Origin of the sequence: Paracoccus sediminis, from assembly GCF_900188295.1 — a bacterium.
In the GTDB taxonomy this organism is placed as follows: Bacteria; Pseudomonadota; Alphaproteobacteria; order Rhodobacterales; family Rhodobacteraceae; genus Paracoccus; species Paracoccus sediminis.
Map to the genome: position 1 here is coordinate 1 of NZ_FZNM01000019.1, position 18,130 is coordinate 18,130.

The following is an 18,130-nucleotide window of genomic DNA, read 5'->3' on the forward strand; positions in this document are numbered from 1 at the left end:
CGGCGGTGACCGCCAGCGTAACCCACGGCCGCGCGGCTTGCGCTACGCCGAAGGCTCCGCGCGCGGCCTCCTACACCACGTGCTGGGACACTATCTGTTCTGTGGTCCTGTCAATGGCAAACGTCGGCTCTCCATCTTCGATCCCGATCAATATGCCGCATTGGCGTAGGGACATTCTGCTTGGCGCGTTGATAGTAGTTTAGGACATGGTGAGAATTCTGCAGCAAACTGAATGTCGGCTACGTCCCATAGCGGCATGCAGCGTCAGTGTGGAGAATCGACGCTCCGAACCTTCCGTGGAAGCGTCCGCAAGGGGATCGTTGAGAGAACAGCCAGCTTGCCGCTGAACAGGCCGGTTGAAGACCAGCATTTGCTGGCAGCGCGAAATCTCAGATGAATGGTCCGATATTTTTTGCAATGAAGGGACGGCTACTGTTACAGATTAGGGCATGACACAGATTTTGATCGGCTACGCCCGCTGCTCCACCGACAAACAAGATCTTGCTGCGCAGAAGGGCAGCCTTGTCAGCTTCGGAGTTGCATCCGATCGCATCTACACCGACCACGGCTTTACCGGCACGAACCGCGCCCGTCCTGGTCTCGATCAAGCGCTTGCAGCCTTGCGGGAGGGTGACACACTGGTCGTCCCGAAACTGGACCGCCTGGCGCGTTCCGTTCCCGACGCCCGCGACATAGCCGATAACCTGGCCGCGCGCGGTATTAAGCTTCAGCTTGGCAGCGCCATCCATGATCCGACAGACCCGATGGGCAAGCTGTTTTTCAACATCCTTGCGACCTTTGCCGAGTTCGAGGCTGACTTGATCCGAATGCGGACCCGCGAGGGCATGGCCGTGGCCCGCGCCAAGGGCAAGCTGCGCGGCAAGAAGCCGAAGCTGTCGGATCGCCAGCAGCAGGAGCTGCGGCGCATGTATGACACCGGGGAGTATTCCATCAGTGATCTGGCTGAGGTGTTTTCGATCTCGCGGCCGACTGTGTATCGCACCTTGGGCCGGCAGGCGGCGGCAGCGTGATGGCGGATGATCCAAAGCCCCCGCGCCCACCGTCGCTCAAAAGCGAGACCCGCCAGACGAACTGGCGCCGCACCAACCTGCCGAAGTACCAGGCCCACCTTGCCGTTCAGCGGGCGCTCATGTCTGGCGCTTTGGAAAAGCAGGGCTGCGAGGTCTGCGGCGCGGCCAAGGTCGATGCCCATCACGACCGATACGATGAGCCGTTAAACGTGCGGTGGCTCTGCCGCAGCCACCACGTCAAGCTGCACCATTACGGTGAGGATATGTTTCCTGTCGGTCGCCTCGGAGACGGCCGATCACGAATCCCACGGAAAAAGCCGCCAGCACAGACAAAGGCGCGAAAGCAATCGAGGCTGGATCGTCCGGCCGCAGAATAAGGGCCACGACGACACCGACGGCAGCGCCGAAGAACGATCCCGCGCCCTGCTCGAATGCCTTGCCCAATGTGCCGCCGATATTGCTCTGCGTCACGGCGATGGCGCTGATGACCGCCGAAAGCTCCACCGTCAGCCCTAATGCGTAAACCACCGAGAGCGTGGCGACGCCCGCGACAGTCATGCGAAGGGCATGGATCGCCCACCAGCCGTGACGCTTGAACAGATGCTTCATCCTTGGTGCCATTCTCTCCGATATCCCGCAACCGGCAGGATGTCACGGCTATGGGAGGAAGGGGCTTGGTCTCGCTTCAGTAGATGGATAGTAACTAGATCCGGCTGTTATAAGTTCGGGAAGAAGCGTCATTCTCTATGGAAAGGCATCCCCATGCCACGGCCCACTCTGTTCGCCACCCTCTTTGCATTTATGCCCGCCATCGCCTTTGCAAATGCGTCCCTCACCATCGCCTTCGACATGGATGACGTGATCACGGCCCGCTATGATTGCGGCGGAAACATGCCGCTGGCGGTGGTCTACGTTGCCTCCGACACCGATGCCTTGGCGTTGGTCCCTGTTGACGGAGGTCCCCGGGTTTTTGCGCAGGTAGTAAGTGGATCGGGTGCCCGCTATGTCTCGGGTCCGTACGAATGGATCATCAAGGGGGAGGCCGGTCAGCTGATCGACACGCTGGAGGACAGGACCGTCTTCGACTGCGGACCTGCCGAACAGTAGGCGCAGAACCCGGCAGCGGGCGGATATGCATCGCTCTTTTAGACCTGCTGTCAGCTGAGGGCGAGGGCAATACCTGCAAGGGAAACGCCCGCCCCGAGGCTGCGCGTTGCAAGATGGCTGACCGCGCCGACGCGACCAGCAATCCCGCCCGCGACCAATCCGACGATCATACCAACGCGATGCAAGAAGAGGAGCAAGGCCGTCACCCGCTCAGCGAAGAAGCTCCGCCAGCACGGCCTTGTCGCAAGAACGCTGACCGTGTTTTCCCACACCAACTCTCGCATCGCTGCCATTGGCTTCACCTAAATTTGGTATTTCCTTTGGTGCCTCCGGCGTCGATCGCCCGATACACCGTCATCCGGGATACGCCGAGCTCGCGGGCGATCTGGGCCTTAGACATGCCGTCTAATGCGAGGTTACGGATTTTCGCATCGTCCACCCGCTTCTCTCGCCCCTTGTAGACGCCCTTGCCCTTCGCGGCGTCGATACCGGCACGCTGACGATCACGAATGAACTTCAACTCCATATCGGCCACCATGCCGAGAACGGTGATGACCATCCGCCCCATATCGCCGGCCGTGGTGACTTCGGGTTCGAGGATGCGGAGCGACGCTCCCTTGGCATCCAGTTCATGTACGAGGTTCAGAACGTCGCGTGTTGACCGGCCAAGACGGTCGAGACGATGCACGACCAGCTCGTCGCCTGCACGCAGGAACTCTAGAACCGTGGCCAGTTCGCTGCGGCCGTCGCGCGTCGCCCCCGATCCGGTTTCGGCACGGACGATTTCGCAGCCCGCCGCCTTCAGCTTGGCTTTCTGAATGTCGAGATCCTGACTGGACGTACTGACGCGGGCGTATCCGATCCGAGGCATGGGCAAACTGTCACGTTAGGGTGGTTGAGGTCCTGATACTGTCACAAGCGCTATTATGCCACTCATTTGTGACATCCTGAGCTGTCACTTCCAGCTGTCACCTGAAGGTGTGCCCAAACGTGACACAGCACAGTGACATGGTCGCCCAACTACTGCCTGCCGATCAGAAACCTTCTGACTTTTCTGCTTCGGCAATACTATATACACTGGAAGGTATCAGACAAAGCAAGATGACCCAAAAAGGGGTATAAGCCATGACAGCGCAGCGGGTCCGGATCATCGAAGGTGGCAAGTTGGTCATCCCCGCGCTCATGCGGCGTGAACTGGGGATTGCAACAGGCGACACCGTTCTTGTCGAGGTCGAGGGTGGCGAGTTGCGTGTCCGCTCGCTTCCGCAGGCCGTTGCCAGGGCTCAAGCCATATTGCGGCGCCATGTGCCCGAGGGGGTGTCACTGGCAGACGAATTGATCGTCGACCGTCGGCGCCAGGCAGAGCGTGAGTAAGGCCGCAGTCCTGGACGCCTCGGCCCTGCTCTGCCTCCTGAATGGGGAGCCGGGCAGCGAGCGTGTTGTGCAGGCCCTGCCTTCCGCAGTAATCGGCGCCGCCAATCTTGCCGAGGTCGTGTCCAAGCTGCGTGAGCGTGGCCTGAGCGTCGAAGAGGTGGAGGACGTGCTTGGAGGCCTCCCTCTCGATGTCCGGCCTCTCACCGCTGCCCAGGCGTATGCCATTGGCCATCTTCGCCCGGCAACCCGGACCCTTGGACTGTCTCTTGGAGATCGGGCCTGTCTTGCCCTGGCGGCCGAGCTCGGCATGCCCGCCCTGACCGCGGACCAGGCTTGGGGCGGTCTGGATATCGGTGTAGCCGTCGAGGTGATCCGAGGCTGACAGGCGGTGGAATGGGACCATCGTCCTGCACCCTGCCCTTCTCGGGCCGACAGGCAGATGGAACTTCCAGATCGGGACCAAAAAAAAGGGTTTCCTGGACGACTGATTTCCAGACACGGTTTCCAGACAGGAAAGAAAGCCATGGCGAGGCTCAGGCGCCCGCCGGCAGCCAAGTCCGGCAGAGGAACGTTTAGTAGACATCGTGTGCGCGAAGCCTACATGGCGGGAACGAGATTTCGGCCCATTGCGGCCAGACAGCCCTGGTCTGACGCCGCCTTGCAGGATCCCCAAACCGGACGTTCGCCCTTGCCGCAGCGCAAGAGACCGCGCACTGTCTGCTATGCGGAACCTCCCGGTCGTTGGCTGCATCTGCAGCTCTTTCGATCGTCTTAACGCAAAGACGAACCTGAGGGCGAAAAGCTGGCATTTGCGGCAATGTTCACGACCTGCGGCTATAGCGCAGGCCAGCACGCGGACATTGCTTGTGGGTCACCCAACTATGCATTGCCCAAGCCTACCGACCACCTCTCCCATTCGGTCATTGCAAATGCTCTGGGTAGCCTATTAAAAGTAGCCATCTAGCGAGTAGCGCAAGCGCTATAGGAGCTAATCGACCGACTTGGAGCCGGAACGGACAGAAACCGATAAGCCGTCACAGAAGACCACAGTGATGCTATAATTCTTAGTGAACCTGCTCTAACCTTAGCAAGAAGCATAATTTGTCGACACGTCGGTCGGGACATGTCGCCTTAATGTTAAGATTTAATCTGCGGGTTCAAGGCGTCTAGAATCACGCAATGCTTGCACCGCATCATCTTTTGATCGCTTTGCTAATTCAAGTATAACATTAGACGATAGGCTGTTTATCATTTGATTAGGGTCACGTTCACCAAGTAACGTCATCCCATAAGGCTCGAGTATGGACGAAAGTTTTCGATAACGTCGATCACAGTCCTTCCCCCAAAGGTCCTTCACTTCCCTCTCGATACCGCCTCTTAAGTGGAGACTGTGCGCAATCGCTGATAACGCAAATTTAGAAATCTCGCACTTCTTGATCACTCCCACATCTATCGACGCGACTGACCGATGTGTAATGGATATTAGTGATGACATTTCTTTGAGGCTAGGCGACTGTCTAGACTCATAAGCAGACAGTGCGCGTTCTATATCTAAATGAGAGTGGCTATCGTAAAAGAACTTTGCATCCCGTTTGAGGATTTTTTTGGTTTCAGCGGAAATCTCTTCTGTGGCGTCACCGTGGATGTGCCTATTCCGCCACGAAATCAATAGTTCAACAGCAGAAACATAACTTTCGCGAACCGTTGCAGCATGATTGGCAACGCTCACGAACCTTTTTCTGAGTGACGGACGTTTTCGCTGTCCAAAATGAGCGCGCTGAAAATTACGAATACATTCCTCCAGTTCAGCAGGTGACTGGCGGACGCTTTCTATTCTTGAAATTAAATCTTGGATATCCTTTGAGGCGGCTGGCCTAGAACCTTTTTTGTCGATTTCGAATTTTCCAACGAGCAAGCTCTCCACTTTGTTGTTCTGCACTAGGGAGGGATACGCAGCAAGATTTCGTAGATACGTATCCAGAGCATCAACAAGAAACGCTAATGAGGCGTCCATAGCAAAGCCTTTCGCAGACTTCGCAGCAAAATCCAAATTTTTTGGACCCCAAGAGACTGCCAGCTCCTCAGGTTTGTTAATATGGCCAGATCTGACCCCCTCCAATCCAACCATAATCGTGTTTAACCGGAAATTCGCATGGCCTGCCCGGTCTTTAAAAATTTTGGCAGCCCGCGAGCGAGCGATATAAAGATTCTGATCCATTTTTTGCCTGGTTGCGCGGACTGGAGTCGAGCCAGCTTCCCTGCTAATCACGAATGGCAAGCAAAATTTGGCTTGCGATAAAGAGCAGGTGCCCACCCTTGGACCACCGCGCCAAAGCTAAATAGCGCAAACCACCCTACCTGACAATAGAATATTGGTGCCTCGGACGTCTCGAGTCTTATATGGAACCTCAGCTGAAGCTTTTGGATGCAGAGGGAAGCTCTCGTCCCGCTGTGTCCTCGTCATACGGAGTAATTCGCCGGGAGTAACTGGCAGCAATGGTTGCAGATCGGTCATTTGCTGCCCCTTGGAACGAACGGCCGCAAGAGCCGGACTCTCACGCTGCGACTGCATTCGCGCGGCTGGCATGAGTGTCGGCGACGGGGTATTCTTGTCGATCTGCCGGCCCTGGTGGCGGGGAGTGTGCGGGGCAGCTCCTGACCCGCACACTCGGCCCAGTCCGGCCGTTCGTTGGATTCGCTTTCGCTGCGCTACGGCTTCCCCGGACCGGACACCTATGACGGCATGCAGCATGGTTGGGAAAGCTGAGTGTGCCAGCGCTGCATACGGGCCTACGAAGTGACCCCCCACAGCTGCGTGCAGTAAAAGCCGAGGCGAATATAGCCTAGGGTAGAGTGGTGGAGCGTTTCGTGCTCTTTTACAGATGGTCAGACGGCACGGGCTTTCCAGATTTGATAGATCGTCTTGCGGCGTTCAAATGCCTCCGGACCGCCCTCCATAATGGAAATGACGTTGGACTGACAGGACTTATCGTCGATATTGCCAACCGATATGCTGATTTCATCATCGCTGGCGCTGCATGTGGTGATGGTCTCGGCATCGCCGAGAACCGGAAAATTCGCGTTATGTGTCGCGAAGATGAATTGCTGGTCTGGCTTGATCCGCCGAAGCAGCTTGACCACCTCCTCGTAGACGGTTTGGCTATCAAGATCATCTTCCGGCTGATCGATGAGCAGAAGATCATTCCCCTTCTGGCTAAGCAGGAAGAGCATCATCGCAGAGGCGCGCTGACCAAGGGAATGCGACAGAAGTGCTTTGCCATGATACGTCACAGCATAGCTGTTGGGCACCTGATAGGAGATGAGTGAGTAGAGGTTTGCTATGAAGAGCTTTTTAAATTCCTCTCTTTTCCCCTTGGCGTGAGCACAAGCCTTTTCGAGGTCTTTAAAAACCTCGCCAAAATCGAAGTAAGCCTCGGCAAGTGCATTATAGTATTCCCTGCGAAGATTATTGCCTCTAAGCAACCCATCGATATGGGTCGTGAAGGCGTTGCGGTCTCCCTTGAACTCGGCATCTACTCTCAGTGATCCCTGCGAATCATTAATGATTTTCAGCGCCGCCGCGATTAGCGTGAATTCATCGTGCCAGGCATCATTCAGCGATGTCATGGCGATCAAGACGGCGTCGAGCCTTGTTTTTTCCTTTCCCGTCCGTTTGGCAAGTTCGGCGATTTCAGCTTCAAGCTCCTGCTTGCGCTGCGTAAGCTTGATATAGGCATCCGGCTGGATCGAGGTAACGCCCTTTTCGTCCAGCGCTTTGACCAGTTCCCGCTCGGTCTCGGCAAATTCTTCCTTTAGACTGTCGCGCACGCGTTCAAGCTCCTGGCGCAATTCATTTAGGTCGCTTGACTTGGTCTCGATGGTGGCAGCAAGAGCCTTGGCTGTTGCAACCGTGCCTATCAGTTCTTCCACTTTAGCTGCGTAGCGCTTGAAGAAATCAGCATTTTGATCGGAAGCATGAACTTCTATCAGCTTGAAATCTTCTTCGGCCTGGGTTGCAGCATCATCAATCGTTTTGCGCCAAGCCGCTGCCGTCTCGTCAATACCATGACAGTAGGTCAAGTCCTCGCTATAGGCCAATTGCTTTTCGAGCTTGTCTTTTATGCCATGCTTGTCGAATTGCTCTAGGTTGAATTCAACATCCTTGAGCTCATCTTCCAGCGCTTGCTTGTCCTCCGCATCGCTGCGGACAGAATTGAAATTCTCTATAGCCGTCTTTAGGTCGCTCGCGCATTCCTCAATCTTTTGCCGCACACCTTTCAGGCTATCGCCCATGAGCTTTTCGACAAGATCGTGCCCAAAGCCCTTTCCAGCAGCGGAGAGGTCTTTCTGCCCGAAGTAAAGCGGCTTGGCTATGATCGTCTCCTTAATGGAGACACCGGGGCGCAGCGCACCATCGACATAAACATCCGGCAAATGCCCCCAGATCCGCCTTATCTCAAAGCGGCCGCCATGCCGATCAGTCGCTTCGACAATTATTTTACCGCCGCTTTTAAGGACATGGGGCAGAAGTTTATCCTTATACTCCTTGTCCTGCGCCTTTTCGCCAAATGGGATATCAAGCGCGTAGCGCACGCTTTCCAGGATAGAGGATTTTCCGCTGCCCTGAATTCCGATCAGACAATTCAGATGCGGAGAGAAAGTAACACGCCTACCATCCAGCAACCCGCCTTCAAAACGAATGGCGGTGATGTGGGAATGGCCTATGGACGGTATATCCGGCGCAACGCGGAAAGTATGATCGGTTAGCGCAAACTTTACTGCATCAAAACCAACATCGCCAAGCTTTAGATAAACCTTCTTACCCTTGCCGATTTCGGAAATCTCTTTTGCATCGGAGCCTTCCACTTCGGCTGGATATTGATGGCCCCACCAGCTTTTGACCTTCGTGCGGCATACGCCATCCTGCTTGTCATGGGTGCGGACTTTTTGGAAGCCAAGGACATATTTTCGAATGAGCGGCTCGGCGGCAAGCTCGCCCATTCGCCCACCGCTTAATTCCTTCCACAGGCCACTATTGGCTTCAACGTGCGCAAATATAATGAAGAAGTCGCGGTTGTAGGTTTCCAGTTTTCTGAGTGTCTCGATCAGGTCATCATTGCTACGTCCATTTTCCTGCTCGTATTGCGCGGGAACCTTCCCAGCAAACGCTACGCCAAGAAATTGGTTGATGTAGTCCTGACTATCCGCCAACCAAGCTTCGGAAAATACCACAAGCGTGTGAACGCCGTTTGCGCCGTCCTTAACGGACAGCTCCACGCCCGGGAGCACACCGATACCGGCTTTGCGCGCCTTCCTGCGCAGCGCCTTAAATTCTTCCAGGTCAAATTTGTTGTGGTTGGTGATGACGGCAAGGCTTGTTCCGTTAGCTTCAAGCGCCTCGACATAGCTCGCGACGAAACGGTCGGCATCGCCGTCATAACGAAACTCCTTATCCGCTCGTGTGTGCAGGTGGAAATCTGCCCTCACCCACCTCGCGCCATGTTCAAAGAGTTTCTGAAGTGCCTCACTCATTCGCTACATCCCTGTGATCAATTAGTTTTTGTTTCCCAGAAGACCACGCAATGCGGGTCTGTGTAAAGTCGGGCGATGACTGGCCCGCGGTTGGCCGGAACGACGCGCGGGCGGCGGCAGTGTGACATGCCGTAGGGTGCAAGCGCGACCACGTCCGAGCGGTCGCTGCAATTGCGTTCGAAGCACTTAGTGGCAGTTGACCCTATGTTCGTTAAGTAGTCCCGGATTCAGTGCTAGCGACCATCAATCTGAATGGCTGGTCTCACGCTTTGGCGGCGGCTGCCATGCCGCAATGCCGTCACGCGGCTCTCCGCCCGTCGTGACTAATCTGGCGCTGGACGCGCTGCGACGGCGTCAAACGTCCGCTCCTGCCTCCTGAGAGCCTTAGTATGCTGCACTGCGGTCAGGCGGCTCTCCGCCCTTTCTACCCGTTTCGCTTCACCCGGAAGAAGTTTGCCAAGTCATCCTTGCATGTTCAGGGCGAGTGTCCGGCAAACGGTGGTTCCCTGATCGGCCGGAAGCACGCCGAGCGGAAAACGCGTGCGCCTCTGCGCCCTTAACCCTTCTTTTACCCCCGTCAGGCATCCTTTTGCACGATATGAACCTCCAGGCGCAGCCTGGAGCCGACGACAGGACAGGCGGATGGCACACCAGGGACGCAAGGCGGAAGCAAGGATCCCGACCCTGCTGCACATTTCGCTGGGCCAGCCTTCGCGCCCCGCGAGGTCCTTTCTTCAATGGTGACGACATGATCGGCTTTCTCTTGCGGCTTTTCCGGCCATCCTCACGGCGCCCGCGCCGCCCGTTCCCCGCACCGGCGCTGCCTCGAACCGAACCCGGCAAGCCCCGGCCGGCCGCGCCGCAGCTCCGGGCCGGCCAGGTTCTGGAAGGCCGCTGCCATGTCATCGACGGCGACACGATCGTCATCGCCGGCACTCACATCCGGCTGGCCGGCATCGACGCGCCGGAGCTCGATCAGCCCTATGGCCAGAAGGCGAAGTTCGCGATGATCGCCTTGTGCAAGGGCCAAACCGTCCGGGCGATCCTGACCGAAGGCATGACCTACGAGCGCGTCGTCGCGAAATGTCTTCTGCCGGATGGGACGGACCTGTCGGCCGCCCTGGTCGCGCAGGGACTGGCCCTCGATTGGGCCAGGTTTTCAGGAGGAAGCTATCGGCATCTCGAGCCGGATGGAGTCCGCAAAAAATTGTGGCGCGTCGATGCCAAGCACAAGGGTCGGCTCAAGATGGAGGCGTCCCAAACCCGCGGTTGAAAGCGTTCGACAGCCGCAGGTCCGGCGGGCCGGGGTGTTTCACCCACCGCCATCGCGACGCAAAGACAGTTGGCCTGCAACGGCGCTACGCCACGACCACAAGGTTCTCCTCCGCCAGCGGCCTTTGCAGGACCTGCGCCTTTTCCCAATCCGCCGTCATCCACATCTCGATCTCGTCCTCGGTGGTCAGGATCACTGGCATGGCCTTGGGGTGGATCGGCTTGACCACCGCGTTCGGCTCGCAGGTCAGGAAGGCGAAAAGGTGATGCTCGCCGGGACGCGGCGTCTTCATCGAGCCGCGGACCCCTCGCCACGGCGTCCAGAGGCCCGCGAAAAAGAACAGGGGCCGTGTCTCGTCCAGGGCGAACCAGTGCAGCGGCTTGCGCCTGGTGGCCGGATCGGGCTTTTGGCCATATTCCGAGAAGGCGGTTGCCGGCACCAGGCAGCGGTGTTCCGCGGTCAGCCAGCGGCGCCAATGCGGACTGGCGGTGTTGCGGATGTTGGTGACCCCGGTATCGGGCGCATCTTTCGTCTTCAGGAACTGCGGCGGCGTGGGCATGCCCCAGGTCAGCCGGGCCAGCTCGCGCCCTTGGGCCGTGTTGCGCACCACCGGCGCGGGCCGGTCGGGATAGACGTCGAGGTCCGGCTCCAAGTTGCCCAGGCTGTCCTGCATCACCCGCGCCATATCACGGATCGCCTGCTGGTTGGTGGTCAGGTTGTAGAGATTGCAGATGTGGACGGCCCCTCTCTTGTCAGGATTGCAGCAGACTTCTAACCAAATCGCTTGCTATCAGATGTCCGGCCTGTTTGCGCGAAGAGAGTTCGCTGGCCCAGATGGTGTGCGCTACGCCCGCTCCAAGCACATTGGCGACCTCGCTCGGGCCAGTGTAATCTTCGGAATTACGCGCGTATCGACCGATTGGTTTTTCCATCTCGTGCGTCCTGCAAGACTGGTGAGGCTATCCGGGGACCATCGGTCCTCCGAAGCCTGATTTCTATTATGCTGCCATGCTGTCAGATGGTCGACTGTAAATTCCGCCCGACATCATCAGGCGCCAGGCGATCCGGGCGAACTTGTTGGCCAGTGCCACCGCGACCAACTTCGGGGGCTTGCGCTCAAGCAGTGCCGCTAGCCAGGCTGTCGGCTTGTGTCGACCAGCCCTAATATGCCTGAGCAGCGCCGTGGCTCCCACGACAAGTACAGATCGGAGCGCTGCGTCACCGGCCTTGGTGATGCCGCCGTGTCGCATTCGCCCACCAGTGGAATGATCCCGCGGTGTCAGACCTATCCAGGCGGCAAAATCTCGGCCAGATCGGAAGCTTTCGGCAGGTGGCGCTTTCATGCTAAGCATCGTCGCCCCGATTGGTCCTATCCCGGGAATTGTCGCGATGCGCCGGCTAGCCTCATTCTCGCGATGCCATTTCATGAGCCTGGTTTCGATCTCCTCCAGACGCGCTTCGACCGCCGCGTACTCCTTGGCCTGAAAACGGAAGAGCTCTCGCGCCAACTCGGGCAGCGACTCGTCGTCCAGAACACGCCGGATCAGGGCATGGACGTTCTGCCGACCGGCGGCTCCAACTATGCCAAATTCGGCGGCATAGCTGCGAAACGCGTTCGAAAGCTGCGACTTGACACTGACCAGACGCTCTCGAACGGTCATCAGCATACAGGCTGCCTGTTGCTCCTCGGACTTGATCGGCACGAAACGCATACTCGGCCGGGTGACAGCTTCACAAAGAGCCGCTGCATCGGCGGCATCATTCTTGCCCCGCTTCACATAGGGTTTCACGTATTGGGGCGGTATCAGCTTCACATCATGACCGAGTGAGGTAAGTAACCTCGCCCAGTGATGTGAGCTGCCGCAGGACTCGATGGCGACGAGTGCAGGCGGCAGTTTCTCGAAATAATGGATCATCTCGGATCGCCGAAAGGATCTACGAACAACAACGATTTCGTCAGCGTCAACGCCGTGTAACTGGAAGACGGACTTTGACGTATCCATGCCAATGCGAACTGGTGGGTTCTTCATCGATCTCTCCTCGCTTTTGCGGTTTCGGTCTCACGACCATAGCGCAGGTGGGGCGAGGAGCCGTCCACACCAGCACATCGCGGACTCCGCAGTTTTCAGCAGCATAACGCAGCCCGGCAGATGAGATATCCCCAGTTCAATACCTTGCTGGGATTGACGGCCTCTGCTTCTTTGGAACAAAACAGGAACATACCGGTTCGTTTTCAACCTCGCGGGAGCTCCTTTCTGTCATGTCTGCCCGGACCTCCACTCCTGCCATCGCCGCCCTGCGTCAGCAGATCGCGGCCATGGAAGGTGACGGTGGACGGTCGCGTGGTGCCCTGCCCTTTGGCCTGCCCGATCTGGACCGCCGCCTGCCGGGGGGCGGCTTGGCGCTCGGCTGCCTGCACGAGGTGGCGGGCGGCGGCAATGGCGCGGTGGACGGAGCGGCAGCCTCTTGCTTTGCGGCCGGGATTGCCGCGCGTCTGCCGGGCCAGGTGCTCTGGTGCGTCACGCAGGCGGATCTGTTTGCGCCGGGTCTTGAGCAGGCGGGCCTGGGCCCGGACCGGGTGATCTATGTCGAGGCCGGGGATGATGTGTCGGTGCTGGCCTGCATGGAGGAAGGCCTGCGCCATGGCGGGTTGGGCGCGGTGGTCGCCGATGTGGCGCGGCTGTCGATGACCGCCTCGCGCCGGCTGCATCTCGCGGCCAAGGGGTCCGGCACCACCGGCATTGCCTTGCGCCGCTGGCGCAGGCAGCAGGATGCGTCCGACTTCGGCCAGCCGACTGCGGCCATGACCCGTTGGCGGGTGTCCGTTTTGCCCTCGGCCGCCCTGCCCGTCCCCGGCGTGGGCCGCCCCCGCTGGCTCATCGAGCTGATCCGGGCGCGGGCGGGCGAATCCTTCGATCTGGAACTGGAGGCGTGCGATGGCACGGGTCATCTCGGTCTTCCTGCCGCTGTGGCCGACCGATCGGCTGCGGCGGCAGGCGGACGATACGGCGCCTTCGCCTGACGCGCCACTGATCCTGGCGGGCCGGGTCGGCAGCCGCCGCGTGGTCACCGCCGCCGACAGGATTGCGCAGCAGCAAGGCCTGCACATCGGCATGCCGGTCAGCAAGGCCCAGGCCCTGGTCCCGGGCTTGCAGGTCCTGCCCGCTTCTCCTGACGACGATGCGGCCAGTCTTGAACGGCTGGCACTGTGGGTGCTGCAACGGTTTTCGCCGATTGTTGCCGTCGATCCGCCGGACGGCATCGTCATCGACTCGACCGGCGCCGATCATCTGCATGGCGGCGAGGCAGCCATGCTGGAGGCGCTGATCGGTCGGCTGATGATGTCGGGCGTCACGGCTCGCGCGGCCATCGCCGAGACCTGGGGCGCCGCTCATGCCCTGGCCCGGCATGGGCCTGATCCGCTGCATGTGGCCGAGCCGGGCACGGCCGAGACCTTGCTCGCTCGTCTTCCTCTCGAGGCCCTGCGGCTGCCACTTGCGACGCTGGCCAGCCTGCGCACCCTGGGCTTTGCCTGTATCGCCGATCTGCTCCATCAACCCCGTGCGCCGCTGACCCGGCGGTTCGGCCCGGACCTCTGCCGCAGATTGGATCAGGCGCTTGGCCATGTTGCTGAACCCATCGAGCCGCTGCGCCCGACCGAACTCGTCGAGGTGCGCCGCAGCTTCGCCGAACCGATCGCCGCCGCCGAGACCATTGCCCGGTATATCGGCAAGCTGGTCATCCAGCTCTGCGCAGCGCTCGAAGAGCGCGGCCTCGGGGCACGCCGGCTCGATCTCCTCTGTTGGCGGGTCGATGCCCATGTGCAGACCGTGCGCGTGGGTTTGGCCAAGCCGCAGCGTGACCCGCAACGGCTGACGCGGCTCCTCTGCGAGAAGATCGAGACCATCTCGCCGGGCTTTGGTATCGAGATCCTGTCGCTGACCGCTGTGATGGTGGAGTCGCTGGAGGCCCGGCAAGTGGCTAGCTCGCTTCTGGAAACCACCGCACCTGATCTGTCCGGTCTCGTCGACGTGCTGGCGAACCGCGTGGGCGCACGGGGCGTCTACCGCATGGCCCCTGTTGCCAGCGACGTTCCGGAACGCTCCGTCACCCGCGTCGCGCCCTTGTCCGATCCTGTGGGCGTCGGCTGGCCCGATCACTGGCCGCGGCCCGCGCGCCTGCTGCCCTGGCCCGAGCCGATCGAGACGGTGGCGCTGCTGCCCGATCATCCGCCGGTCTGGATCGCCTGGCGGGGCGTCCGCCGCAAGGTGGCCCGCGCCGATGGGCCCGAGCGGGTCTTCGGCGAATGGTGGAAGCGCGACGCCGAATTGATTGCCGTGCGGGACTACTTCTGCATCGAGGATGAGGCCGGCGAGCGCTACTGGGTGTTCCGGGCCGGCGACGGTGAGAACGCAGGGACCGGCTCGCACCACTGGTTCCTGCACGGGGTGTTCGGATGACCGGACCGCGCTATGCCGAATTGCAGGTGACGTCGCAGTTCAGCTTTCTCAGGGGAGCATCTTCGGCCGAGGAACTGTTCGCCACCGCGGCGGCTCAGGGCTTCGAGGTGCTTGCCATCACCGATCGCAATTCCCTGGCCGGCATCGTCCGCGCCTGGGAGGCGGCAAAGACCACGAATGTCCGGCTGATCGTCGGCTGCCGCCTGGATCTGGCTTGCGGCACGTCGCTGCTGGTTTATCCGACCGACAGGGCCGCTTATGCCCGGCTCTGCCGCTTGCTCACCCTCGGCAAGTCCCGCGCCGGCAAGGGCCGGTGCCATCTCGATTGGGCAGATGTGGTGGAGCATGCCGAAGGGCTGATTGCGGTGCTGGTGCCGGACATGGCGGACGACACCTGCGCGCTCCGCCTGCGCCGGCTGCACGATGTCTTCGGCGACCGCGCCCATCTGGCCTTGACCCTGCGCCGCCGTCCCAATGACCAGCTGCGGCTGCATGAGCTTTCCACCATGGCCGCGCGCCTGCGGGTGCCCACGGTCGTCACCAACGACGTGCTCTATCACGAGCCCGGACGGCGCATCCTGCAGGATGTGGTCACCGCCATCCGCCACAATGTGACTGTCGAAATCCTCGGCTTTCGCCGCGAACGCCATGCCGACCGGTATCTGAAGCCGCCCGCAGAGATGCAGCGGCTCTTCTCGCGCTACCCGGAGGCTCTGGCGCGGACGGCGGAGATCGTGTCCCGCTGCCGCTTCTCGCTCGATGAACTGCGTTACCAGTATCCCGAGGAGCGCGACGATCCCACGCTGACCCCGCAGGAGACCCTGGAGCGGCTGACCTGGGAGGGGGCGGCGGAGCGCTATCCTGAGGGGGTGCCCGACGAAGTAAAGGCGACCCTGGCGCACGAGTTGCGCCTGATCGCCAAGCTGGACTATGCGCCCTACTTCCTCACCGTCCACGCCATCGTCCGATTTGCCCGCTCCCGCGGCATCCTCTGCCAGGGACGCGGCTCGGCCGCGAACTCCGCCGTCTGCTATGTGCTGGGCATCACCGCCATCGACCCCGGCCGCAACGACCTCCTCTTCGAGCGGTTTGTGTCCGAGGAACGCCACGAGCCGCCCGACATCGACGTGGACTTCGAGCACGAGCGCCGCGAGGAGGTGATCCAGTGGGTTTATGAGACCTATGGGCGGGAACGCGCCGCGCTGTGTGCCACGGTGATCCGCTACCGGGCCAAGGGTGCGCTGCGCGATGTCGGCAAGGTCATGGGCCTGCCTGAGGACCTGATCCAGACCCTCTCCGGCCAGATCTGGGCCTGGTCCGAGGAGGGCGTGAGCGACGAACAGATCCGTGAGTTGAACCTGGACCCCACTGACAGGCGTCTGCGGCTGACGCTGGAGCTGGCCCGGCAGCTCATGGGCTTTCCCCGGCATCTTTCGCAGCACCCGGGCGGGTTTGTGCTGACCCAGGATCGTCTGGATGATCTGGTGCCGATCGAGCCTGCCGCCATGGAAGACCGGCAGATCATCGAATGGGACAAGGACGACATCGACGCGCTCCGCTTCATGAAGGTCGATGTGCTGGCGCTCGGCATGCTCACCTGCATGGCCAAGGGCCTGGAGCTGATCGCCGCGCACAAGGGCATCGCCCACGACCTAGCCTCCATCCCGGCCGAGGACCCGCGCACCTATGCGATGATCAGGAAGGCCGATACGCTGGGCACCTTCCAGATCGAGAGCCGGGCGCAGATGGCCATGCTGCCGCGGCTGAAGCCCCGCACCTACTATGACCTCGTGGTGCAGGTGGCCATCGTCCGTCCTGGCCCCATCCAGGGCGACATGGTCCACCCCTACCTGCGCAGGCGCGAGGGCAAGGAGCCGGTCGACTATCCCACCTCTGAGCTGGAAAAGGTTCTGGGCAAGACCCTGGGCGTGCCCCTCTTCCAGGAGCAGGCCATGCGGGTCGCGATCGAATGCGCGGGCTTCACCCCGGGCGAGGCCGACATGCTGCGCAAGTCCATGGCCACCTTCAAGTTCACCGGTGGGGTGTCTGCCTTCAAGGACAAGCTCGTCTCCGGCATGGTGGCCCGCGGCTACGATCCCGACTTCGCCGAGCGCACGTTCCGCCAGCTCGAGGGCTTCGGCTCCTACGGCTTTCCGGAAAGCCATGCCGCCTCCTTCGCGCTCGTGGCCTATGCGTCGGCCTGGCTCAAGTGCTGGCACCCCGATGCCTTCTGCGCGGCGCTGCTGAACTCCCAACCCATGGGCTTTTATGCGCCCGCGCAGATCGTGCGCGATGCCCGAGACCACGGCGTCGAGATCCGGCCGGTCTGCATCAACGCTTCCCGCTGGGACTGCACGCTGGAGCCCACGGGACGGCCAGGCGACGAGGGCAGCCGCTTTGCGGTTCGGCTCGGGCTGCGGATGATCAAGGGGTTGGCGAACAGCCATGCCGCCGCCATCGTGGCGGGGCGGGCCGATCAGCCCTTTGCCTCAGTGGAGGATCTGTGGCGCCGGGTGCGCGTGCCGGTCGCCAGCCTCACCCGCATTGCTGAAGCCGACGGCTTCAGGCCTTCGCTCGGGCTCAGCCGCCGGGAGGCGCTCTGGGCCATCAAGGGGCTCGGACCCGAGGAACTGCCGCTCTTTGCCGCAGCGCGGCAAGCGTCAGAGCGGCAGGCTGATGAAGCCGCACCGGAAGCAGAGGAACCCACTGTCGCGCTCCGTCCGATGACCTTGGGCCGCGAGGTGGCGGAAGACTACGGCCACACCGGTCTCAGCCTGCGCCGGCACCCCGTTTCGTTCCTGCGGGAGACGCTGAAGGAGCGGAAGGTCATCACCTGCGCCGAGGCCATGGCCAGCCGCGACCGCGGCTGGTGTGCCACCGCCGGCCTGGTGCTAGTCCGGCAGCGGCCCGGGTCGGCCAAGGGGGTGATGTTCATCACGCTGGAGGACGAAACCGGCGTCGCCAACCTTGTGGTGTGGGCAAAAGTGTTCGAGGCACACCGACGTATCGTGCTCAGCGCCGGCATGATCGGCGTGCAAGGGCGCATCCAGCGGGAGGGCGAGGTGGTGCATTTCGTGGTCCATCGGATCGAGGATTTGTCGAAGGAGCTTTCGAGTGTCGGAGCACGGGGGACCGTGTTTCCCTTGCCCCATGGCCGGGGCGACGAGTTCCACCGTGGTAGTCCGGCTCCGGATCCGCGCGGTCCGGCACCCGACGGACCCCGGCCGCGCGACATGTTCGTCCGTGACCTGCATCTCGACACGATCCGGGTGAAGGGGCGGGATTTTCGGTAAAGTCTATGGCTGTGCTGTACCCTTAACCTTCTCGGCCGCAAGGGTAACGAGCGATCCTGG

General features: G+C 60.7%; 14 protein-coding genes. 8 read left to right on the forward strand and 6 right to left on the reverse strand.

Annotation, left to right across the window (positions count from 1 at the left end):
• Positions 1–449 precede the first annotated feature (449 nt).
• Complete coding sequence (locus tag CHB77_RS16705) at positions 450–1,031, forward strand: recombinase family protein (RefSeq protein WP_089389321.1); 582 nt, start codon at positions 450–452, stop codon at positions 1,029–1,031.
• Positions 1,032–1,268: 237 nt separating this feature from the next.
• Here the strand turns inward: CHB77_RS16705 and CHB77_RS18170 are convergent, their stop codons facing one another.
• Positions 1,269–1,640 (reverse strand): FUSC family protein, encoded by a 372-nt coding sequence (locus tag CHB77_RS18170; RefSeq protein WP_176430365.1) that lies wholly within the window; start codon positions 1,638–1,640, stop codon positions 1,269–1,271.
• A gap of 153 nt (positions 1,641–1,793) precedes the next feature.
• On the opposite strand from CHB77_RS18170, the gene CHB77_RS18425 reads away from it, so the two are divergent.
• Entirely contained in the window at positions 1,794–2,138 is a 345-nt protein-coding gene (locus tag CHB77_RS18425) for an MliC family protein (RefSeq protein ID WP_089389322.1), read from the forward strand.
• Positions 2,139–2,436: 298 nt separating this feature from the next.
• On the opposite strand, the gene CHB77_RS16725 is transcribed toward CHB77_RS18425, so the two are convergent.
• On the reverse strand, positions 2,437–3,009 hold the full coding sequence (locus CHB77_RS16725) for a recombinase family protein (RefSeq protein ID WP_089389324.1): 573 nt from the start codon (positions 3,007–3,009) through the stop codon (positions 2,437–2,439).
• Positions 3,010–3,263: 254 nt separating this feature from the next.
• Between CHB77_RS16725 and CHB77_RS16730 the strand changes: the two genes are divergently transcribed.
• Positions 3,264–3,512 (forward strand): AbrB/MazE/SpoVT family DNA-binding domain-containing protein, encoded by a 249-nt coding sequence (locus tag CHB77_RS16730; RefSeq protein WP_089389325.1) that lies wholly within the window; start codon positions 3,264–3,266, stop codon positions 3,510–3,512.
• Entirely contained in the window at positions 3,505–3,894 is a 390-nt protein-coding gene (locus CHB77_RS16735; RefSeq protein ID WP_089389326.1) for a type II toxin-antitoxin system VapC family toxin, read from the forward strand. The genes CHB77_RS16730 and CHB77_RS16735 overlap by 8 nt, the downstream gene beginning before the upstream one ends.
• Positions 3,895–4,656: 762 nt before the next feature.
• Here the strand turns inward: CHB77_RS16735 and CHB77_RS18180 are convergent.
• Positions 4,657–5,730 (reverse strand): hypothetical protein, encoded by a 1,074-nt coding sequence (locus CHB77_RS18180; RefSeq protein ID WP_141133742.1) that lies wholly within the window; start codon positions 5,728–5,730, stop codon positions 4,657–4,659.
• 668 nt (positions 5,731–6,398) lie between these two features.
• Positions 6,399–9,044 carry a TrlF family AAA-like ATPase gene (locus CHB77_RS16740; RefSeq protein WP_244898844.1) on the reverse strand — a complete coding sequence of 882 codons (2,646 nt, stop codon included), beginning with the start codon at positions 9,042–9,044 and terminating at the stop codon, positions 6,399–6,401.
• Positions 9,045–9,792: 748 nt separating this feature from the next.
• On the opposite strand from CHB77_RS16740, the gene CHB77_RS16745 reads away from it, so the two are divergent.
• On the forward strand, positions 9,793–10,317 hold the full coding sequence (locus tag CHB77_RS16745; RefSeq protein ID WP_089389327.1) for a thermonuclease family protein: 525 nt from the start codon (positions 9,793–9,795) through the stop codon (positions 10,315–10,317).
• Between the two features lie 85 nt (positions 10,318–10,402).
• Here CHB77_RS16745 and CHB77_RS16750 read toward each other — a convergent pair whose 3' ends face one another.
• Both CHB77_RS16750 and CHB77_RS16755 read right to left on the reverse strand, forming a co-directional pair.
• Positions 10,403–11,098, reverse strand: coding sequence for an SOS response-associated peptidase (locus CHB77_RS16750; protein WP_342351779.1), 696 nt, complete (start codon positions 11,096–11,098; stop codon positions 10,403–10,405).
• A 217-nt stretch (positions 11,099–11,315) separates the two neighbouring features.
• Complete coding sequence (locus tag CHB77_RS16755) at positions 11,316–12,347, reverse strand: IS110 family RNA-guided transposase (RefSeq protein WP_089389329.1); 1,032 nt, start codon at positions 12,345–12,347, stop codon at positions 11,316–11,318.
• A 230-nt stretch (positions 12,348–12,577) separates the two neighbouring features.
• Between CHB77_RS16755 and CHB77_RS16760 the strand changes: the two genes are divergently transcribed.
• The 3 genes from CHB77_RS16760 to CHB77_RS16770 are packed head-to-tail and all read left to right on the forward strand — an operon-like array spanning position 12,578 to position 18,070.
• The gene (locus tag CHB77_RS16760) at positions 12,578–13,339 is read left to right on the forward strand and encodes an ImuA family protein (protein ID WP_089389330.1); all 762 of its coding nucleotides are present in this window, start codon (positions 12,578–12,580) and stop codon (positions 13,337–13,339) included.
• Positions 13,254–14,777 (forward strand): Y-family DNA polymerase, encoded by a 1,524-nt coding sequence (locus CHB77_RS16765; protein ID WP_089389331.1) that lies wholly within the window; start codon positions 13,254–13,256, stop codon positions 14,775–14,777. The genes CHB77_RS16760 and CHB77_RS16765 overlap by 86 nt, the downstream gene beginning before the upstream one ends.
• Positions 14,774–18,070: an error-prone DNA polymerase gene (locus CHB77_RS16770; RefSeq protein WP_089389332.1), complete on the forward strand. Its 3,297-nt coding sequence runs from the start codon at positions 14,774–14,776 to the stop codon at positions 18,068–18,070. Before CHB77_RS16765 ends, CHB77_RS16770 begins: the two co-directional genes overlap by 4 nt.
• Positions 18,071–18,130: the final 60 nt, after the last annotated feature.